The sequence below is a fragment of the Marinobacterium halophilum genome, assembly GCF_003014615.1.
Taxonomy (GTDB): Bacteria; Pseudomonadota; Gammaproteobacteria; order Pseudomonadales; family Balneatricaceae; genus Marinobacterium; species Marinobacterium halophilum.
Genome location: NZ_PYGI01000010.1, coordinates 1 through 18,673, shown reverse-complemented (window position 1 = coordinate 18,673; position 18,673 = coordinate 1). Strand labels below are relative to the sequence as shown.

General features: G+C 58.3%; 22 protein-coding genes. 10 read left to right on the top strand and 12 right to left on the bottom strand.

The features are described 5' to 3' along the window. The first annotated feature begins 70 nt into the window (after window positions 1-70). On the top strand, window positions 71-724 hold the full coding sequence (gene elbB / locus CLV44_RS08170; protein ID WP_106591631.1) for an isoprenoid biosynthesis glyoxalase ElbB: 654 nt from the start codon (window positions 71-73) through the stop codon (window positions 722-724). A 265-nt stretch (window positions 725-989) separates the two neighbouring features. On the opposite strand, the gene CLV44_RS08165 is transcribed toward elbB, so the two are convergent. From CLV44_RS08165 to radC, 8 genes are all read right to left on the bottom strand, one after another. Then, window positions 990-2,009, bottom strand: a complete 1,020-nt coding sequence (locus tag CLV44_RS08165) for an MJ1255/VC2487 family glycosyltransferase (protein WP_106591630.1) — start codon at window positions 2,007-2,009, stop codon at window positions 990-992. Further along, window positions 2,009-2,539 (bottom strand): phosphatase PAP2 family protein, encoded by a 531-nt coding sequence (locus CLV44_RS08160; protein WP_106591629.1) that lies wholly within the window; start codon window positions 2,537-2,539, stop codon window positions 2,009-2,011. The genes CLV44_RS08165 and CLV44_RS08160 overlap by 1 nt, the downstream gene beginning before the upstream one ends. Window positions 2,540-2,608: 69 nt before the next feature. Next, entirely contained in the window at window positions 2,609-3,514 is a 906-nt protein-coding gene (locus CLV44_RS08155; protein WP_106591628.1) for an alpha/beta hydrolase, read from the bottom strand. 12 nt (window positions 3,515-3,526) lie between these two features. Beyond that, on the bottom strand, window positions 3,527-4,339 hold the full coding sequence (gene mutM, locus CLV44_RS08150) for a bifunctional DNA-formamidopyrimidine glycosylase/DNA-(apurinic or apyrimidinic site) lyase (RefSeq protein WP_106591627.1): 813 nt from the start codon (window positions 4,337-4,339) through the stop codon (window positions 3,527-3,529). 41 nt (window positions 4,340-4,380) lie between these two features. After that, window positions 4,381-5,265 (bottom strand): DMT family transporter, encoded by an 885-nt coding sequence (locus CLV44_RS08145; RefSeq protein ID WP_106591626.1) that lies wholly within the window; start codon window positions 5,263-5,265, stop codon window positions 4,381-4,383. A gap of 128 nt (window positions 5,266-5,393) precedes the next feature. Next, on the bottom strand, window positions 5,394-5,561 hold the full coding sequence (rpmG, locus tag CLV44_RS08140; RefSeq protein WP_027854336.1) for a 50S ribosomal protein L33: 168 nt from the start codon (window positions 5,559-5,561) through the stop codon (window positions 5,394-5,396). A 12-nt stretch (window positions 5,562-5,573) separates the two neighbouring features. Continuing rightward, a complete protein-coding gene (gene rpmB, locus CLV44_RS08135) occupies window positions 5,574-5,810 on the bottom strand; it encodes a 50S ribosomal protein L28 (RefSeq protein WP_106591625.1) in 237 nt (78 codons plus the stop codon). Between the two features lie 193 nt (window positions 5,811-6,003). Beyond that, entirely contained in the window at window positions 6,004-6,678 is a 675-nt protein-coding gene (radC, locus tag CLV44_RS08130; RefSeq protein ID WP_106591624.1) for a RadC family protein, read from the bottom strand. A 110-nt stretch (window positions 6,679-6,788) separates the two neighbouring features. Between radC and coaBC the strand changes: the two genes are divergently transcribed. Genes coaBC through slmA form a run of 5 tightly spaced genes read left to right on the top strand, consistent with a single transcriptional unit; the run spans window position 6,789 to window position 11,432 of the window. Further along, entirely contained in the window at window positions 6,789-8,009 is a 1,221-nt protein-coding gene (gene coaBC / locus CLV44_RS08125) for a bifunctional phosphopantothenoylcysteine decarboxylase/phosphopantothenate--cysteine ligase CoaBC (protein WP_106591623.1), read from the top strand. Beyond that, on the top strand, window positions 8,006-8,461 hold the full coding sequence (dut, locus tag CLV44_RS08120; protein WP_106591622.1) for a dUTP diphosphatase: 456 nt from the start codon (window positions 8,006-8,008) through the stop codon (window positions 8,459-8,461). The genes coaBC and dut overlap by 4 nt, the downstream gene beginning before the upstream one ends. A 40-nt stretch (window positions 8,462-8,501) precedes the next feature. Next, window positions 8,502-9,890, top strand: a complete 1,389-nt coding sequence (locus CLV44_RS08115) for a phosphomannomutase/phosphoglucomutase (RefSeq protein WP_106591621.1) — start codon at window positions 8,502-8,504, stop codon at window positions 9,888-9,890. Between the two features lie 28 nt (window positions 9,891-9,918). Next, window positions 9,919-10,836 carry an acetylglutamate kinase gene (argB, locus tag CLV44_RS08110; RefSeq protein ID WP_106591620.1) on the top strand — a complete coding sequence of 306 codons (918 nt, stop codon included), beginning with the start codon at window positions 9,919-9,921 and terminating at the stop codon, window positions 10,834-10,836. Beyond that, window positions 10,833-11,432, top strand: a complete 600-nt coding sequence (gene slmA, locus CLV44_RS08105; protein WP_106591619.1) for a nucleoid occlusion factor SlmA — start codon at window positions 10,833-10,835, stop codon at window positions 11,430-11,432. The genes argB and slmA overlap by 4 nt, the downstream gene beginning before the upstream one ends. A 54-nt stretch (window positions 11,433-11,486) precedes the next feature. Here the strand turns inward: slmA and CLV44_RS08100 are convergent, their stop codons facing one another. Genes CLV44_RS08100 through gpmI form a run of 3 tightly spaced genes read right to left on the bottom strand, consistent with a single transcriptional unit; the run spans window position 11,487 to window position 15,497 of the window. Then, on the bottom strand, window positions 11,487-12,776 hold the full coding sequence (locus CLV44_RS08100; RefSeq protein WP_106591618.1) for a S41 family peptidase: 1,290 nt from the start codon (window positions 12,774-12,776) through the stop codon (window positions 11,487-11,489). A gap of 22 nt (window positions 12,777-12,798) precedes the next feature. Then, on the bottom strand, window positions 12,799-13,938 hold the full coding sequence (locus tag CLV44_RS08095) for a murein hydrolase activator EnvC family protein (RefSeq protein ID WP_106591617.1): 1,140 nt from the start codon (window positions 13,936-13,938) through the stop codon (window positions 12,799-12,801). 8 nt (window positions 13,939-13,946) lie between these two features. After that, window positions 13,947-15,497 carry a 2,3-bisphosphoglycerate-independent phosphoglycerate mutase gene (gene gpmI, locus CLV44_RS08090; protein ID WP_106591616.1) on the bottom strand — a complete coding sequence of 517 codons (1,551 nt, stop codon included), beginning with the start codon at window positions 15,495-15,497 and terminating at the stop codon, window positions 13,947-13,949. A 166-nt stretch (window positions 15,498-15,663) separates the two neighbouring features. Here gpmI and CLV44_RS08085 point away from each other — a divergent pair, with 166 nt between their 5' ends. Genes CLV44_RS08085 through secB form a run of 3 tightly spaced genes read left to right on the top strand, consistent with a single transcriptional unit; the run spans window position 15,664 to window position 16,835 of the window. After that, window positions 15,664-16,077, top strand: coding sequence for a rhodanese-like domain-containing protein (locus CLV44_RS08085; protein WP_106591615.1), 414 nt, complete (start codon window positions 15,664-15,666; stop codon window positions 16,075-16,077). A 5-nt stretch (window positions 16,078-16,082) separates the two neighbouring features. Further along, window positions 16,083-16,337, top strand: coding sequence for a glutaredoxin 3 (gene grxC / locus CLV44_RS08080; protein ID WP_106591614.1), 255 nt, complete (start codon window positions 16,083-16,085; stop codon window positions 16,335-16,337). Window positions 16,338-16,373: 36 nt separating this feature from the next. After that, window positions 16,374-16,835, top strand: a complete 462-nt coding sequence (gene secB / locus CLV44_RS08075; protein ID WP_106591613.1) for a protein-export chaperone SecB — start codon at window positions 16,374-16,376, stop codon at window positions 16,833-16,835. Window positions 16,836-16,853: 18 nt separating this feature from the next. Here the strand turns inward: secB and CLV44_RS08070 are convergent, their stop codons facing one another. Next, window positions 16,854-17,504, bottom strand: a complete 651-nt coding sequence (locus tag CLV44_RS08070) for a tRNA-uridine aminocarboxypropyltransferase (protein WP_106591612.1) — start codon at window positions 17,502-17,504, stop codon at window positions 16,854-16,856. A 98-nt stretch (window positions 17,505-17,602) separates the two neighbouring features. Between CLV44_RS08070 and CLV44_RS08065 the strand changes: the two genes are divergently transcribed. Then, window positions 17,603-18,436, top strand: coding sequence for an HDOD domain-containing protein (locus CLV44_RS08065; RefSeq protein ID WP_106591611.1), 834 nt, complete (start codon window positions 17,603-17,605; stop codon window positions 18,434-18,436). Window positions 18,437-18,673 lie beyond the last annotated feature (237 nt).

Sequence of the window (18,673 nt, the reverse complement as noted above, 5' to 3'; positions counted from 1 at the left end):
CCACGTCGACATGACACATCACAACACCCATTCCACCTTTACCGGTCGGCAACCGAGGAGAAACGAGAGCATGAAAAATATTGCGGTGATCTTGTCCGGCAGCGGCGTCTTTGACGGCTCTGAAATCTACGAATCGGTGCTGACTTTCCTGCGCCTGGAGCATCACGGGGTCCGTTATCAGTGTTTTGCACCCAACATCGAACAACTGCATGTTATCAATCACCTGACCGGTGAAGTAGCCGCAGGCGAGAAACGCAATGTTCTGGTCGAGGCCGCCCGCCTGGCCCGCGGCGAAGTCAAAGACCTCGCCGCTGCTGATGCCGACGCTTTTGATGCGCTGATCATCCCCGGCGGTTTCGGTGCCGCCAAGAACCTGAGCGACTTCGCCGTCAATGGACCCGAGTGCACCATCAATGAAGACCTGCTGCGCTTCGCCCATGCCATCCGGCAAGCCGGCAAGCCGGTTGGACTGATCTGTATCGCTCCCGCCATGACCCCCAAACTGCTCGGCACCGGTATTCGTTGCACCATCGGTACAGACGAAGGCGTCGCTGGCGCGATCAACCATATGGGCGGTGAACATGTGAACTGTCCCGTGGACCAGATTGTCGTCGATGATCAGCACAACGTGATCAGCACGCCTGCCTATATGCTGGCCGGCTCCATTTCCGAGGCTGCATCCGGCATCAATCGCCTGGTCGATGAGGTCATAAAACGCGCCTGAGGACAAAATTAGGAAAAATTCCTATATCCAGAATTTTCCTGATGGGCATAATTACACATGTGGATCTCCTGTTCAGGGAACGAATACAAGGAAGGCCACGCAGCGGTACAGGGACATAAGGATATACACGGGCAGGATGCCTCTCGACCGCACGGATAGGACAGCCAGAGGAAGGAGTATGTTGACGGAACAATGTACTTCTTTCGCTTATCAGATGGCCCCCACCTTCGATTGACTGTCCACGTTTTTTACCATCTTCACACGGCTAATCGACCTGCTGCCAAAGCTCACGCGACAACGCAGTCAACGGCTGCTTGCGCCCCGTGATCAACCAGCTCGCCAATGCACTCGCCACATCCGGCCATGGCTTCGGCACACCAGACGATTGTGTCAGCCAGCGCTCGATCACGGTCACATCAAAGTCCGGCATAACCTCTGCCAGTCCCATCTGTTGCAACACTGCCGCATTGGATGTCTGCTCCTGTTGATGCCCCAACGGTTTCACCAACAGTTTTTTGCCAGCCTGCACCGCTTCGCTGCATAAACCGAATCCGGCATTGGCAATCACGCCAGCACAGGCGCACAGGTCCTGTTGAAAACGATCGCGCGAGAAAGGCTCCAGCGCCAACGAGCCAATGCGCTTCGGCTCGGCAATTGCACAGTACACCCGAAAGCGATACGCACTGAAGGCCGACAGCCAATAGATAATTTCTTCAAGTGATTCAAACGGCAGATAGACCAGAATGAATGCGTCCGCCGCAATAGGAGCCGCAACCGGCTCAACCATTGGCGGCAATATCGGTGCATTGAAATGATGCCAGTGCAAGCCGATCGGCTGATCAACCGGGGCAAACAGGCGCACACCCGCCTTCAGCCAGGGCAGCCGACCGACACCTGGCACCGGATGATGAAACGCGTACTGATGCGCCACGCCGACCGAGGGTATACCCTGGCACCGAGCTGCCCACGCCGTCAGTGGTTCAAAGTCACTCAGCACCAGATCATAGCCACCCAGATCCAGCGATCCGAGATCGCGCCGGAACTGCAGCAGGCTGTTCTCCAACAGGGTGCGCCCACGCCGTATCCGCCCGGCCTGCGTGATAAAGGTGAGGCCGCGACGCACTCGGTAGTCACCGAACGCTTCCATATTGAACAGCTGCTCTGGTGCGCGTCCGCTGAACAACATATCCACCTGGGCACCAGCGGCCTGAAGTGCGGGCAATAGCACCCTGGCACGGGTAATGTGACCGTTTCCGGTTGCCTGTACACCATAGAGAATCCGCATCAGTACAACGCCCAGAGTTGCAGCCCGAGCGTTGCCGTCGCCACGCCCAGCACCGCACCTGCCGCAATGTCGGTCGGGTAGTGTACCCCGAGCATCACCCTGGCCGCGCCCACCAGCGCAGCCAGCAGGAAACCGGGAATAATCAGCGCCGGATAGAACTCGGCAATCAGCATGGCGAATACGAAAGCGGCAGCGGTGTGCCCGGAGGGGAAGCTGAAGGTATCTGCAGGTTCAATCGCGGCTTGAAAGCCTGCGATACAGTGACAGGGACGGGCACGACGGATACTGTTTTTCAACAGCCGGTAGAGTGGCAGCTCAATGGCATATGCCAGCAGGCCCGCTTGCAGAAAGTCGATCCCGCGAGTCTCTTCCCACACCGCGAGGCCGATGCCCAGCAGCAAGTAGGCGCTGCCGTCGCCCAACCGCGAAAGCCAACGGCTACCGGTCAGGATCGGCACCGAACGGGCGTGCAAATTACACCAGTGGAAAGCACGGGTATCGAAAGCACCCAGTTGCTGCAGACGGTTCATGGCACCACCTCCGAATTGGCTTCAACCGCATTGTTGCCAGTTCAGGATGACGGGAGTGTGACCGATCGCTTACACCCCGGTGACAGTGTCCTGTAACCAGGCACTGATTTGCTGCACCAGCAGGTCAGGATTGTCCCAGGGCAACATGTGCCCCTCGCCAGGTACAGGCTGCAGGGCAAACGGATGCACCAGAGCTTCCTGCACTCGCCGTGAGTAGCTCAAGGGCAACACTTCATCCTGCTCGCCATGAATAATCAGACTGCGGAAATCATATGCCTGGCGTAACACGCCAAGGCGATGGGTAAACAAACTGGACAGGGTCTGCAGCGGATAATCGAACACGATCCGTGGATCGCTGTTGATCTCGTCACCGGCAGGATGCCCTGCCAGCAGGCGATCATAGTCGATGAAATTTTTCATCGGCATATGCATGCCCGGCATCAGCAAGGCGCTGCTCCAGATCCATGACCAGCCCAAGTGATGCAGCATATCCGGTGCTATCTCGGGCACCAGCAGAGTGCCACAAACCACCGCATCGACCCGCTCATCCTGCTCAGCGATCGCCACGGCCAGCAATGCACCAATCGAATATCCGTACAGATATACCGGACCGTCGATAGTCTGGCGATAGTGATCAATCACCTGCATGCTATCGGCAACGGCTTGCTTCACCGTATACAGGCCCCGGGTACCGCCGGAATAACCATGCCCGCGCAGATCAACGCCCACCACGTTAAAGCCCTGCGCACAAAAACCGGCCAGCAGCTCGGCGTACAGTTCGCAGTACGTACCGATGCCCGGCAGAAACAATAACAGAGGTGCCTCGGCACCGTGGTGATAGTATTCGGTATGCAGCGGCAGCTCACCGACAGATATACACTGCCGCTGTTGCAACTGCGACTCAATGCCCAGCTGTCGACGCAGCGTCAGGCGTTTCAGTTCGATTTCGATATTGTCATCACGCTTTCGACTCATTGCATATCCCGGCTAGCGCTGACACTGACGGCAAAATACCGTGCTGCGCTGGCTCAACTTGACTTCTGAAAGCGGCGTACCGCACTGATGGCAGGGTTCACCGCCACGCCCGTAGACATGCAGCTCCTGCTTGAAATATCCGGGCTTGCCGTCACCACCGACAAAGTCGCGCAGCGTGGTTCCGCCCTGTTCGATCGCAGCCGCCAGCACCTGCTTGATTGCGGTGACCAGCGGCCCCAAACGGGCGGCCGCGATGCGCCCGGCAGCCCGACGTGGATCTATGCCAGCATGATACAACGCTTCGTTAGCGTAAATATTACCCACTCCCACGACAATGCTGGCGTTCATGATCAACGCCTTGATCGAGGTTTTGCGCCCGGCACAACACTGCTGTAAATACGCGATACTGAACGCCTCATCCAGTGGCTCAGGCCCCAGCGAGGCCAGTAGACTGTGTTGCGTGCCATTATCCTGCCAGAGCACGGCACCGAAGCGACGTGGGTCGGTCAAGCGCAGCAGGTGCCCCGAGTCCAGCACCAGATCCACATGGTCGTGTTTGCCGGGAGGCGTGTCGGCGGCCAATATACGCAAACTGCCCGACATCCCCAGATGTACGATCATCGTCCCGCGGCTGAAACGGAACAACAGATATTTGGCCCGACGTTCGATCCGCTGTACCCGGTCACCACTGATCCAGTCGCCCAGCTGCTCAGGTATCGGCCAGCGCAACCGGGGCTGACGTACATGCAACGCCAGCACGCGCTGCTGCTCCACATGCGGCGCAATACCGCGCCGGGTGGTTTCAACTTCAGGCAACTCGGGCATTTCTACTCCTTCAACAACAAACGCCGGCAGATTACGACAATTCAGCCGGGTGGACGCACGCGCAACACCAGATACACACCCGCTACCGCCAGCACCATGCCACCCAGCGCCATCACTGACAACTGCTCACCGAACAGCCACCAGGCCTCCAGCGCAGTCACTGGCGGCACCAGGTAAAAATAGCTGGCCACGCGCGCCACCTCACCTTCGCGGATCATCAGCATCAGCAGCAGAATGGCGCTGATCGACAAGCCAAACACCAGCCAGAGCAGGGACCCAATCAGTTCGGGATGCCACTCGACATGCTGCTGCTCCACACTATACGTAAGTACGGCCATCATTAGAGCGGTCGACAGATATTGATAGAACGAACCGGTCAGCAGATCGGTACCCGCGCCGAAGCGCTTCTGGTACAGCGTCCCCACGGAAATGCCCACCAGCGCCAGCATGGCTGCCAATACCGCTTCGATACGCAGCTCGAACTGCCCCGGCTGCAGACCCGTGGCCAACACCAGCACAACACCGGCCAGACCCAGCAGTAAACCGATCCACTGCATCCGTCTCAGGCCCTGTCCCCAACAGGCCCACACCATGACTGCTGTCAGTACCGGTTGCAGCCCAACCAGAATCGACGTCACGCCCGCGGGCAACTGCCACTTGATCGCGGCAAACACCCCGCCCAAATAGCAACCATGCACCAGCGCACCCGTCACCATTTGGTGCAACGCCTGGCGCGGCGCAGGCCAGGGTGAACGAAACACCACGATCAAACCGGCAAACACCACCAGCGTCAGCAGCATGCGCAGCAGCAGCAGATAAAACGGTTCGATATACGGCAGCCCGTAGCGGGCACCGATAAAACCGGTGCTCCAGAGCAGTACGAATGCCAATGGCACAAAGCGGATCAAGCCGGGAGGTAATGTCATGTCAGGGGCCCGTGCAGAACTGTAATGAACATTATCCTATACGACCCGCCCCCTTCACCGCCAGACAATAAAAAACCCCGCAATACACAAGGTATGGCGGGGTTTCGGGATCCTGGCAGCAAAATCAATTACTTGATTTTGGCTTCCTTGTAGATCACGTGCTTGCGAACAACCGGGTCGTATTTCTTGAATTCGAACTTATCCGGGGTGTTACGCTTGTTCTTGTCGGTCGTGTAGAAGTGACCGGTACCAGCAGAGGATACCAGACGGATCTTCTCGCGTGCGCCTTTAGCCATGGTTCAATCTCCTCAGACTTTTTCGCCACGAGCACGCAGTTCAGTCAGAACTGAATCGATGCCCTTCTTGTCGATGATACGCATGCCCTTGGAGGAAACACGCAGACGTACGAAACGGTTTTCGCTTTCTACCCAAAAACGGTGCCAATGCAGGTTCGGCAGGAAACGACGACGCGTTCTACGCTTTGAGTGAGAAACGTTGTTACCGGTTACCGGGCCTTTGCCCGTTACCATGCAAACTCGAGACATAATTAAAAACCTTTCTTACAAGGATTAGGTAACCTCTGTTCGATGTTTATTGGCCACGCAACAATGCGGCCTCAGGCGGAGCGTCCCATTCGAATTCGGACAGAATACCGTACCATTAAGGAACAGAAGGCCGCATATCATACAGAAACGCAGGCACAAACACCAGACAGCTGTTGCTTTTTTCACCAGCGAACTAAAGCAGGCCACGTTCGGCGAAGGATGCCGACTCACCGTCCCCTATTACAATGTGATCCAGCACCCGTATATCCACCAGCCCCAGCGCCTGAACCAGGCGATCAGTGATCTGCCGATCGGCCTGTGAAGGCTCCGCCACGCCCGAGGGATGGTTGTGCGCCAGGATCAATGCCGCCGCATTATGTGCCAGCGCCAGCTTGACCACTTCCCGCGGATGTACACTGGCCGCATTGATGGTGCCGTAGAACAGCGCTTCATAACGGATCACCCGGTGCCGGTTATCCAGCAGCAGACAGGCAAACACTTCTCGCGGTTCATGGCGTAATTGGCTCGCCAGATACTGACGCACTGCGGCTGGGCTCTCCAGAGCCGATTCACGTACCAGACGCGCGGCCAGATGACGCCGTGACATCTCCAAGACCGCCTGCAACTGCACATATTTTGCGGGTCCCAGGCCGTGCGCGGCACAGAATGCCGCCTCCTCACATTCCAGCAGCGGCCGCAGACCACCAAAATGTTCCAACAGCTGTCGTGCCAGATCAACCGCACTGCAACCCTGCACTCCGGTGCGCAAAAAAATCGCCAACAGCTCGGCATCCGATAACGCCGACGCCCCGCGCGCCAGCAGCTTTTCCCGTGGCCGCTCTTCAGCCGGCCAGTCCTTGATGGTCATCCTCACCTCCATGTGAGTGTTAATCCGTGCTGAACCCGCTACGTTTTATTCAGCCGAAGTGGTATCTTAACGCCCAGTTCCCAGATGAGAAACTATCGGATATCCAGGGTATGCACAGACTTACTAACCGGCGCATTCTGCTCGGTATCACCGGCGGTATCGCGGCCTACAAAAGCGCCGAACTGACCCGCCTGCTCAAGGGTGCCGGTGCCGACGTGCGCATCGTCATGACTTCCGCCGCCACCGAATTCATCACCCCACTGACTTTACAGGCATTGTCCGGTCATTCCGTGCACTTGCAGCTGCTCGATTCGGAAGCAGAAGCCGGCATGGGCCATATCGAACTGGCCAAGTGGGCCGACCTGATCCTCATCGCCCCGGCCAGTGCCGATTTCATCGCCCGCTTCAGTGCCGGCATGGGCAATGACCTGTTGACTACCCTGTGCCTGGCCAGTGATGCTCCCATCTGCCTGGCCCCGGCGATGAACCAGGCGATGTGGCGTGACCCCCGCACCCAGGACAACGTTCGCCGCCTGAGTGCCCAGGGTGTGACCCTGTTCGGACCCGGCGTCGGTGCCCAGGCCTGTGGTGACACGGGTCCCGGCCGCATGCTGGAACCGGAAGAGCTGGCCGAACTCACCGCCGAGCAATTCCAGCACGGCGCTCTCGCCGGCAAGCGTGTTTTCATCACCGCAGGCCCCACCCGTGAGCCGCTGGATCCGGTACGCTACATCTCCAATCACAGTTCCGGCAAGATGGGCTATGCACTGGCAGAAGCCGCGATTGATGCCGGTGCCAGCGTCAAACTGATCAGTGGCCCGGTCACGCTGGCACCACCGGCCAGAGCCGAATGTGTGCAGGTGGAAACCGCTGAGCAGATGCTGGCCGCATCCATGGACGGCATCGACAGCTGCGACCTGTTCATTGCCGCCGCCGCCGTCGCCGACTATCGGCCGGTGGCGATTGCCGAGCATAAGATCAAGAAGGGCAGCGAAGAAATCATGGAGCTGCGCCTGGTCAAAAATCCGGACATCGTCGCCACGGTCGCGGGCCTGGCCACGTCGCGCCCTTTCACCGTCGGCTTCGCCGCCGAGACGCGCGATGTCATTGGGTATGCTCGCAGCAAACTGGCCCGCAAGCAGTTGGACCTGATTGTCGCCAATGACGTCTCCAATCCGGAGATCGGCTTCAACAGCGACGACAACGCAGTCACGCTGGTCAGCGCCCAGGAGGAGATCAACCTGGCACAAGCCTCCAAGCGCCAACTGGCCCGTCAGCTGATCGAACAGATCGCCCTGTACATTTCACGCAACGATTCGAGCACCACATGAAAGCACTGCAAGTCAAAATCCTGAACGAGCGCATTGGTCGCGACATCCCCCTGCCCGCCTACGCCACCGAAGGCTCCGCCGGTCTCGACCTGCGTGCCTGCCTTGACGAGGCCCTGACCCTGACACCGGGCCAGACCGAACTGATCCCGACCGGGCTGGCAATTCATATCGAAGACCCGAGCCTGTGCGCGATGATCCTGCCGCGCTCTGGCCTGGGCCACAAGCACGGCATCGTGCTGGGCAACCTGGTCGGCCTGATCGACTCCGATTATCAGGGCCAGCTGTTTGTCTCCTGCTGGAACCGCGGCCAGACCACCTTTACCGTCGAACCGGGCGAGCGCATCGCACAGATGGTATTGGTGCCCGTGGTACAGGCCGAATTCGAAATCGTCGATGAGTTCGGTGACTCCGATCGCGGTGCCGGCGGCTTCGGTTCTTCCGGCCGCCACTGATCCTGATATAAAGACTCACTGACCCCAAGGAAGACCGCTGATGCCCTATTCGCTTGAGCAGTTCGATCGTGACATTTTCCGTGCCTATGACATTCGCGGCATTGTTGGCCAGTCGCTGACCGATGCCACCGTGTATCATATTGGTCGCGCCTTTGCCGCCGAAGCGGCTACCCGCAACATTACCGAAGTCGTTGTGGCTGCGGATGGCCGCCTGTCCGGCCCACAGTTGAAGGCGATCCTGATCCAGGGGCTGACCGACAGCGGTTGCCAGGTGCTGGATATCGGCTACGTACCGACGCCGACGCTCTACTTTGCCGCTCATCAGCGTGCTGACCAGACCGGCATCATGATCACCGGCAGCCACAACCCGTCCGACTATAACGGCTTCAAGATGATGCTGGGCGGCGAAACCCTGTCAGGTGACCAGATCCAGGCCTTGGCTGATCGCATCGCGACAGCCGCTTATGTCGACGGTCAGGGCCGCTCCGAAGCATGGGAGGTCGAGCAGGCCTATACCCAGCGCATCCTCGACGATGTTCAGCTCAGCCGTGGCATGAAGATAGTGGTCGACTGCGGTAACGGCATCCCCGGCAAGCTGGCTCCAGCGTTACTGGAACAGCTCGGCTGCGAGGTGATCCCGCTGTACTGCGATGTGGACGGCACCTTCCCCAACCACCATCCTGACCCGGGCAAGCTGGCCAATCTAACGGACGCCATCGCCGCCGTTGCCGAACACCAGGCCGATCTGGGGCTCGCGTTTGACGGTGACGGCGATCGCGTCGGCGTGATTACCCCGAGCGGCCACGTCATCTATCCGGACCGCGTCATGATGCTGTTCGCTGAAGATGTATTGAGCCGCAATCCGGGTGCCGAGATCCTGTTCGACGTGAAATGCTCGCGCCTGCTGCCGCAGGTGATCGAGCAGGCGGGCGGCAAGGCCACCATGTGGAAAACCGGCCACTCGCTGATCAAGCGCCAGATGAAGGCCTGCGGGGCGCAACTGGCCGGTGAAATGAGCGGTCACATCTTCTTCAAGGAGCGCTGGTACGGCTTTGATGACGGCCTCTATAGCGCCGCCCGTCTGCTGGAAATCCTGTCTGCGCGTACGGAAGATGCCGATGCCATCTTCGCCGCGTACCCGGAAGATATCAGCACCCCCGAGATCAACATCGAAGTGCGCGAGGACAATAAATTTGTCCTGGTTGATGCCCTGCAGCAGGCTAAATTCCCCGGTGGCAACGTCAGCCATATCGACGGTGTCCGCGTCGACTATGCTGATGGCTGGGGCCTGATGCGTGCCTCCAATACCACCCCGGTACTGGTGCTGCGTTTTGAAGCGGAAAGCCGGACTGCACTCAATCGAATCAAGACCGAGTTCCAGACACGTCTGAGCGCCATTGATGCCGCGCTCGTGATCCCAGATGCCTGAACCCGCAACGAACACTCAAGGAGAGATTATGCCTCTGTCCCGTGCACAAGCGATGTCCACCGCCCAGGTTCTGTCCGAGGCGATGCCCTATATCCAGCGTTTCGTCGGCAAGACGATCGTCATCAAGTACGGCGGCAACGCCATGATCGACGAGACACTGAAAGCCAGTTTCGCCCGTGATGTGGTGATGATGAAACTGATCGGCCTGAACCCGATCGTGGTCCACGGTGGTGGTCCGCAGATCGGCAATCTGCTGGAACAGCTGAAGATCGAGTCCCACTTCATCAACGGCATGCGGGTCACCGACTCCAAGACCATGGACGTGGTCGAGATGGTGCTCGGCGGCATGGTCAACAAGGAGATTGTGGGCCTGATTAACACGGCGGGCGGCAAGGCGATTGGCCTGACCGGCAAGGATGGCGAACTGCTGCGTGCGCGCAAACTCAAGGTGAAACACAAGACGCCGGAGATGGAAGCGCCGGAAATCATCGATATCGGCCACGTGGGCGAAGTGGAGAAGGTCAACGTCAAGGTATTGGACATGCTGGTCAACTCCGACTTCATTCCGGTGATTGCGCCGATTGGCGTCGGTGAAGACGGCCATTCCTACAACATCAATGCCGACCTCGTAGCAGGCAAGGTGGCCGAAGTGATGCAGGCCGAAAAGCTGATGTTGCTGACCAATATCGCCGGTCTGATGGATAAGGAAGGGACCGTGCTGACCGGCCTGACTACAGCGCAGGTGGATGCCCTGATCGAAGACGGCACCATCTACGGCGGTATGCTGCCGAAGATCGACTGTGCGCTGAGCGCGGTGAAAAGCGGCGTGCGCAGCGCCCATATCATCGATGGGCGCGTTGAGCACGCCTGTATGCTGGAGATCTTTACCGATGAAGGCGTGGGCACACTGATCACCAACAATAGCGAATTGAATCCCGCAGCATGAGCGACAAGGCACAGAAAATATCCCGCCGCGAGCAGATCCTGCAGGCGCTGGCACACATGCTGGAGAGTAACCCGGGACAACGGATTACCACGGCTGCGCTGGCCCGGGAGGTTGGTGTTTCCGAAGCGGCGCTGTACCGCCACTTTCCCAGCAAGGCACGGATGTTTGAAGGGTTGATCGGTTTTATTGAAGAGACGCTGTTCTCGCGTATCACCCTGATCACCGGTTCGGACGTGCCGGCGGCCCGCCAATGCGAGCAGATTCTGACGCTGCTGCTGGCCTTCGTGGACAAGAACCCGGGCATGGCCCGGATCCTGACCGGCGATGCACTGTCCGGTGAGACCGAGCGCTTACGGGTACGGGTCAACCAGCTGTTTGAACGTCTGGAAACTCAGCTCAAGCAGGTCATGCGCGAGGCCGAGGTACGGGAAGGTCTGCGTACCGAAATGCCGGCAGGCCCTACCGCCAACCTGATGCTGGCGGCGGCGGAAGGCCGCATCCGTCAGTTCGTGCGCTCCGAGTTCAAGCGGCGCCCGGTGACCCACTGGCCCGAACAGTGGGCCCGACTCAGCAGCGGACTGTTTCGCCCGGCATAACCACCCACAGCTACAACTGACAAGGGGCCCACCGGGCCCCTTTCTATCAGAGTGTCATGTCGCTGGAGACGTGCGCTGTAGCACCTGCATCGCTTTCAACAGATTCAAGGCTTCATACAGCTGGAAATCCCGTGCCGTCCGCTCAGAACCACCCCCTTGGGCAGGGTCTGCCTCTTCGGTACCGTTTTCCAGATGCCCCGCCAGATCCCGTTCCTTGATCCGCTCACCCGCATCCACCGGTGTCAATGTGGCATCATCCACACGCAGGTCGGGACGAATGCCTTGCGCCTGAATGGAACGGCCACTGGGCGTGTAGTAGCGCGCGGTCGTCAGTTTGATGGCCCGGTCCTCACCCAAAGGTAGCACGGTCTGCACCGAGCCCTTGCCAAAGCTGTCGGTTCCCATGAGTACGGCACGCTGATGGTCCTGCAGGGCTCCCGCAACGATTTCAGCCGCAGAGGCACTGCCGCCGTTGATCAGGACGATCAGCGGTATATCTGCCGCTACGGTCTCTGGACTGGCATTGAAACGCAGCTCGGAGTTGGGCAGTCGCCCTTCGGTATACACAATCAGCCCTTCATCCAGGAAGGCATTGCTGACTTCAACCGCAGCCTGTAGCACTCCGCCCGGGTTGTTGCGCAGATCCAGCACCAGTCCCTTTAACGGCCCGTTTTCCTGCAGCGTATTGATTGCTGAGATCAGGTCGTCGCCGGTATGGGCCTGGAACTGGGAGATGCGCAGATAGCCGTAACCCGTCTCCAGCAATTCATGCCGCACACTGTGGACCTTGATCACGTCTCGCAGGATTTCCAGCTCCAGCGGCTGATCGCGGCCGTCACGCATGATGGTCAGCCGAATCGGTGTGCCCACCGCACCGCGCATCATATCCACCGCTTCATTGAGATCCAGTCCCTGTACCGGCGTGTCATCCAGTTTGATGATCAGATCGCCGGCGCGCACACCCGCACGCTGAGCCGGGGTATCGTCGATCGGTGCAATCACGCGGATGAAACCATCTTCCAGTCCGACTTCAATCCCCAGCCCGCCGAACTCGCCACGGGTGTGAACCTGCAGGCTTTCAAACGCCTCCGGTTCCAGATAAGCGGAATGCGGATCCAGCCCGGCCAACATGCCACGGATCGCATCCTCCAGCAGCTGGCGATCATCCACGGGTTCGACATATGCCTGCTTGATGCGGTCGAATACATCGGCAAACATGCGTAGTTCGGTCAGCGGCAAGGTGTTCTGGTTGTCGGCCATGTCCTCGGCCATTGCCGCATACGGCAGGCTGAGGGTACAGCTCAAGAGGGCTACGGCAAGCGGTGTACGACTGAAAAGCTTCATGATCGGATTCCCTGCAAGTAAGTTAGCGCCGTTCCAACCAGACGATCGGATCGGTGGAGCGGCCCTGATATCGGAGGGCAAAATAGAGCCCGGGTTCCGTACTGCCGCCACTGCTGCCGGCCAATGCCAGGGTTTCCCCTGTCCCGACCCATTCACCGGGCTCGCGCAGCAGGCTGTCATTATGCCCGTACAGCGACAGATAACCGCTGCCATGGTCCAGAATCAGTACCAGGCCATAACCGCGCAGCCAGTCCGCAAAAACCACACGGCCGTGATGCACCGCCTTGACCGGCGTGCCGGCATCGGCGGCAATCAGCAAGCCTTCATAATTGACATTATCAACACGGCTGCCGAAAGCCCGTTTAACCTTGCCAGTCACCGGCCAGTCAAGCTTGCCCTTGCGCTGACTGAATTTAAGCCCATCCTGCTTCAGCCGAATCTGTTCCAGCGAGCGGCGGATTTCCGTCAGCACCGCTTCCAGTTCGGTCTTGTCAGCCTGTAAGCGACCCAGGCGCGTATTGTCCTGTTGGTGTGCCTGTTTCAGGGTAGCCAAAGTGCGAGCCTGACCTTCCCGGGCCTGAGCCAGTATGCCGTGCTGCTGCTGTAATCGGGTACGTGTCGCCAGCAATTCTCCGTCCGTGGTCGATATGGCGGTCTGTGTGGCTGTCAGCTGTTGCAGCCGGCTCCGGTAGTCTTCAAGTTCGGAGCCCAGGCGTGAGGTCAGGCTGTCATAGTAGTGCAACATCCGCGACAGCTGCTGCGGATCCTGTTGTGATAATAGCAGCTCGATGCCAGGCTGGCGGCCAAGCTTGTATTGCTCTCGCAGCAGGTCACGAATCAGGGCTTCACGCTGCCGCAGTTCTGCTGTCAGCCGCGCTTCATCATCACCCAGATCACCACGCTGCTGTTGCAGCTGCTGTTTCTGGCCGTTGAGCTGACGCAGCTCCGCCGTCACCATACCGATACGTTTGTCGAAATCGCGCAGTTCCGCTTCGGCCTTGGCCAACACCCGCCGCCGCTTTTCCAGCGCTGTTTGCAAACGGCTGATCTGCTGCTGGACCTGCTTGAGTTGCTGCTCGGTAGCGGCGGGATCCTGCGCTGCCTGTGCCCAGGGTATAAGGCTCAGGCAGAGCAGGCCCGCAAACCGGTGACGGAAGCGCATGCTCAGGTTCAGGACAGCGTGGCGAGCGAGTGACCCGTCATCTCGGCCGGTGCCTCAAGCCCCATCAGCGACAGCAGTGTCGGTGCCAGATCACAGAGTGCACCGTCCGCCAGCTGGAGCTGCCCGGCGCGCGGACCCGCGTAAATCAAGGCTACCGGCCAGGTGGTGTGCGCCGTATGCGGCTGGCCGCTATTGGGATCACGCATCAGCTCAACGTTACCGTGATCCGCCGTGATCAGAGCTTCACCCTGAACCTCGGCCAAAGCCTCCAGCACTTGAGTCAGGCTCTCGTCCACAACCTCTACCGCCTTGACGGCAGCATCGAAATTGCCGGTATGACCCACCATGTCGCCATTGGCAAAGTTGCATACGATCAGGTCATACTTGCCACTGCGAATCGCGTCACACAGTTTTTCGGTCACTTCCGGAGCGCTCATCTCCGGCTGCAAGTCGTAGGTCGCAACCTGCGGCGACGGTACCAGAATCCGGTCTTCACCCGGGTAAACCGCTTCCTGGCCACCATTGAAGAAAAAGGTCACATGGGCATATTTTTCGGTTTCAGAAATACGTAACTGGGTTTTGCCCAGCCCCGACAGGTATTCACCCAGGTCGTTGTGGATACGCGCAGGCGGATAGGCAACCGGTGCCGGAATATCGGCGGCATATTCGGTCAACATCACGTAGCCTCCCAGTGCAGGGCAGACCTGCCGTTCGAAGCCATCAAACTCGGCTTCAACAAAGCAACGGGTGATCTCACGGGCACGATCGGGACGGAAATTGGCGCAGATGAGGGTATCACCGTCCTGCACGGAGCCCACTGGCTGGCCCGTTGCGTCGGTGATGACGGTGGCCGCCACAAATTCGTCGTTTTCATCACGTGCATAGGCAGCATCCAATGCCGCCTGTGCGGATGTTGCCTGCTGCGCAGCCTGCCCCTGTGTCATCGCATTGTAGGCCTGTTCGACCCGGTCCCAGCGATTATCACGGTCCATTGCATAGTACCGACCCACCACGGTGGCGATTGCACCGGTTCCCAAGCGTGCAAAGGTCGCTTCAGCGGCCCGGAGCGAGGGCTCTGCAGAGCGGGGAGGCATATCACGACCATCCAGAATCGCATGCAGGTACACGTCTTGAGCACCACGCTTGACCGCCATTTCCAGCAACGCAAAGATGTGTTCCTCGTGGCTGTGTACACCGCCGGGAGACAACAAACCCATTACATGCACGGCACGACCGGCTGCTATGGCCGTATCCATCGCCGTACACAGCGCAGCGTTCTCGAAGAAGTCACCATCGGCGATCGACTTGGAGATGCGGGTGAAGTTCTGATACACCGTGCGGCCAGCACCGATGTTCATGTGTCCCACTTCTGAATTGCCCATCTGCCCGTCCGGCAGGCCGACCGCCATGCCGGATGTCTGGATACGGGAGTTGGGGTGCTGCGACAGCAGTCGGTCCCAAGTGGGCGTGTAGGCAGCATCCACTGCGGAAGAGGGCGTGGACTCCACGCCGAAGCCATCAAGAATAATCAGGGCTTTGGTTGCACGTGCATCAGTCATGGGTGCTATGTCTGTCCAGTCGATTAAAAAACAGGCAACCATTTTACTGTCTTGGCGCAGGATTAGCTAACCGCCCGGCCCAGCTTTTCACGGCATGCCCTTATCGCTGTCACGGTGGCATTGTATACTTGTTGGCTTTCTCTCCGTCCCTTTGACCGGAATTACTATGGAACGCCTGATCGAATTCGCAACACAGCATTACTATCTGGTCGGTGCCTGGGTACTGACGCTTCTCATCCTGCTGGCTACCGAAAAGCGCAAAGCCGGGAAATCGGTCACGCCTGCGGAGGCGACCCGCCTGATCAATAAGGAGTCGGGTGTGGTCCTGGATATCCGCACCCGCAAGGAATGGGATACCGGACGCATTACCGGCGCACATCACATCCCGCTGGCCAATCTGGAAAGCCGCCTGAGTGAACTGGACAAGTTCAAGGACAAGCCGGTTATTGTGGTCTGCAACCTGGGCCAGGCTGCCGGTACCGCCGCCAAGCAACTGAAGGCCGCCGGATTCGAACATGTCGTGCGCTTAAGCGGTGGCATGACCGAATGGAAAGGCCAGAACATGCCGATCGTCAAGTGAGCCCTATGACCGACGTAACGATTTACCTGAACCGCTGGTGCCCTTTCTGTACACGCGCTCTGGCGCTGCTCGACAGCAAAGGTGTGGATTATACAGCATTCGATATTGAAGCCGATCCGAGCCTGCGTCAGGAAATGATGCAGCGCAGCCAGAGACGGACAGTACCCCAGATCTTCATCGGCCAGACCCATGTCGGCGGCTGTGACGAACTGTACGCACTGGAACGCCAGGGACAGCTCGATACACTGCTCGCTTCCTGATGCGACAACAACAAGACCTCACCTAAGGATTAACACATGTCTGAAACAGCAAATCAGCCCCAATTCGCCCTGCAGCGCGTGTTTGTAAAGGACGCTTCACTGGAAACACCTGCCGGTGCCAAAGCGTTCACACAGCCTTGGCAGCCCGAGATCAATCTAGAGATGAACACCCGCACCACCACTCTGGATGAGAAGCACTACGAAGTGGTCCTGACCCTGACCGTGACCGCCAAGAATGCCGACGAGACCGCTTTCCTGGTCGAAGTGCAGCAGGCGGGTATCTTCCTGATTGCCGGTATCGAAGGCCCAGAGCTGCACCACACCCTGGGTGCGTTCTGTCCTAACCTGCTGTTCCCCTATGCGCGTGAAGCCGTCGACAACTTTGTGACCAAAGCCAGCTTCCCTCCGCTGATGTTGGCACCGGTCAACTTCGACGCCCTTTATGCCCAGCAGATGCAGCAGTCCGCCGAGCAGCCGGCGACTGAAGAAACTCACTGATCCCAGTGATACGGGAGCTTATTCGGGCTCCCGTCCTGCCCAGCGCCTGCGCGTTGCAATATACCCGCTGTTGAAGCGCTCGAAGTATTCTTCCAGATGTGTAGCTGCCGCTACGTCACCCACCTGCTCAAGCAAAGCGACTGCCACCTCAGCCGTACACAGATGATGATCTATCTTGGAACGCCGTAACTGGTAGCGGCTCAGACGGTCTGTCTTCGGCTCGATCACCGGAATATCCTGCAGGTAACGGCTGTGCCGGAACATTCTGCGTGCCTGCCGCCATGTCCCATCGAGGATGATGAACACGGGAATACGGCTGTCACTGCTCAGGCTATCGACCATGCGGTGCTGATAATCCTCTCCTGCCGGGAACACCAAACAGGGGGTATAACGCTCATCCGCCAGAGCTGTCAGCAATTCGGATGATGGCTCGGTACGTGACCATTCGAAAACCCGTGTATGCGCTATCGAATCAACAATCAAACGCCCTGTATTCGTCGGCTTGTAGAATTCGTAGCGATGGGTCAACAGCCAGAACTGGCAGCGTGCCGGAACCGTAGTGCGCCATTCACAGATACAGACTTCCTGTGGCAAACGGCAGCCTTCACACCGCCGCACACCCGCGCCTCTAGCGACAAAGGGCTTTCTCGGTGGATTATCAAGTTTCACGATATGACCTGCTGAATCCGAAAGTGTGCGGCACTATACTGGTGGCAATCAGGGCAAGCAAGTCACGCTTGCAGTCGAACACTTATCCGGTTTTCAGTATGCATCAAACGTCGTTCAACTCTCTCATCCCCCCACAGCCAGAAATTCTGGTGCAACTGAACAAACAGTGCAAACTGGCACATCCTGAGCTGGGAGTGATTGCTGCATTGATCAAGAATGATGTCGCCATCTATGCTGCCATTCTGAAATCAATCAACAGTCCCTATTACGGTTTGGCAGTACGGATTACCTCCATTGAGCACGCCATAAACCTGCTTGGATTTGAGCGTGTGCTCAACCTCATCCGTCTGATCATCATGCACAACACACTGAAGAAAACAGGCCGTATGGAGCGTTTTTGGGATACTGCCCGGGATGTATCCAAACTATCCGTATCCTTGGCAGAGAGCCTGTGTCTGGGCATCAATACTGATGACCAGCAGGCACTCGGCATGCTCCATGACTGCGGCCTTCCCCTCATGATTCAGGCGTTTAAGGATTACCGGGATTTCCTGCGCGACCACCCTGGTTGCAACTCGAACACACTGGAACAGGCCGAACTGACGTGCTTTGGTCTCTCGCACTACCAGGTCGGCGCACGAATGGCTGAACGCTGGTACTTGCCTGCACATATCGCTGAGAGTATTCGCCTGCAACCGCAACGCCTGGACGTGCTTACAGACCGTATAGATGCTGATGAGCGTAGCCGTCACTTACTGGCAATACTTACCTTGGCTCAGGATATCAGTACCGAATACCGCTACTACTGGCGCATTTCATCAACCGAACATGTAGAAGCAGTCAAAGCCGCACAGGCCTTTCTCGGCATATTGGAATACGACTATTTGAATATCAAGGAAGGTCTGATTGAGACGATGGCTCAGGATGAGTGATAGATAAGCAAACCCTTCCGTGCCTTGGATCGGTCTGGAGGGTTGCAGATGGGTCGGCCCCTTGAGGCATGGAGGGTCGCGGAAGGGGCTGCGATGTATGGGGGGTGTGGAGTGCTTACGCCCCACAAGCAAAAACCCCGGTCTCAACGAGACCGGGGTTTTCATATTAAGTGCCTGGCGATGACCTACTCTCACATGGGGAAACCCCACACTACCATCGGCGATGACGCGTTTCAC

Excerpts from the sequence above, each read along its gene's own strand:
- elbB (WP_106591631.1), top strand. The coding sequence starts at position 71 with ATGAAAAATATTGCGGTGATCTTGTCCGGCAGCGGCGTCTTTGACGGC.
- CLV44_RS08165 (WP_106591630.1), bottom strand. The coding sequence starts at position 2,009 with ATGCGGATTCTCTATGGTGTACAGGCAACCGGAAACGGTCACATTACC.
- CLV44_RS08160 (WP_106591629.1), bottom strand. The coding sequence starts at position 2,539 with ATGAACCGTCTGCAGCAACTGGGTGCTTTCGATACCCGTGCTTTCCAC.
- CLV44_RS08155 (WP_106591628.1), bottom strand. The coding sequence starts at position 3,514 with ATGAGTCGAAAGCGTGATGACAATATCGAAATCGAACTGAAACGCCTG.
- mutM (WP_106591627.1), bottom strand. The coding sequence starts at position 4,339 with ATGCCCGAGTTGCCTGAAGTTGAAACCACCCGGCGCGGTATTGCGCCG.
- CLV44_RS08145 (WP_106591626.1), bottom strand. The coding sequence starts at position 5,265 with ATGACATTACCTCCCGGCTTGATCCGCTTTGTGCCATTGGCATTCGTA.
- rpmG (WP_027854336.1), bottom strand. The coding sequence starts at position 5,561 with ATGGCTAAAGGCGCACGCGAGAAGATCCGTCTGGTATCCTCTGCTGGT.
- rpmB (WP_106591625.1), bottom strand. The coding sequence starts at position 5,810 with ATGTCTCGAGTTTGCATGGTAACGGGCAAAGGCCCGGTAACCGGTAAC.
- radC (WP_106591624.1), bottom strand. The coding sequence starts at position 6,678 with ATGACCATCAAGGACTGGCCGGCTGAAGAGCGGCCACGGGAAAAGCTG.
- coaBC (WP_106591623.1), top strand. The coding sequence starts at position 6,789 with ATGCACAGACTTACTAACCGGCGCATTCTGCTCGGTATCACCGGCGGT.
- dut (WP_106591622.1), top strand. The coding sequence starts at position 8,006 with ATGAAAGCACTGCAAGTCAAAATCCTGAACGAGCGCATTGGTCGCGAC.
- CLV44_RS08115 (WP_106591621.1), top strand. The coding sequence starts at position 8,502 with ATGCCCTATTCGCTTGAGCAGTTCGATCGTGACATTTTCCGTGCCTAT.
- argB (WP_106591620.1), top strand. The coding sequence starts at position 9,919 with ATGCCTCTGTCCCGTGCACAAGCGATGTCCACCGCCCAGGTTCTGTCC.
- slmA (WP_106591619.1), top strand. The coding sequence starts at position 10,833 with ATGAGCGACAAGGCACAGAAAATATCCCGCCGCGAGCAGATCCTGCAG.
- CLV44_RS08100 (WP_106591618.1), bottom strand. The coding sequence starts at position 12,776 with ATGAAGCTTTTCAGTCGTACACCGCTTGCCGTAGCCCTCTTGAGCTGT.
- CLV44_RS08095 (WP_106591617.1), bottom strand. The coding sequence starts at position 13,938 with ATGCGCTTCCGTCACCGGTTTGCGGGCCTGCTCTGCCTGAGCCTTATA.
- gpmI (WP_106591616.1), bottom strand. The coding sequence starts at position 15,497 with ATGACTGATGCACGTGCAACCAAAGCCCTGATTATTCTTGATGGCTTC.
- CLV44_RS08085 (WP_106591615.1), top strand. The coding sequence starts at position 15,664 with ATGGAACGCCTGATCGAATTCGCAACACAGCATTACTATCTGGTCGGT.
- grxC (WP_106591614.1), top strand. The coding sequence starts at position 16,083 with ATGACCGACGTAACGATTTACCTGAACCGCTGGTGCCCTTTCTGTACA.
- secB (WP_106591613.1), top strand. The coding sequence starts at position 16,374 with ATGTCTGAAACAGCAAATCAGCCCCAATTCGCCCTGCAGCGCGTGTTT.
- CLV44_RS08065 (WP_106591611.1), top strand. The coding sequence starts at position 17,603 with ATGCATCAAACGTCGTTCAACTCTCTCATCCCCCCACAGCCAGAAATT.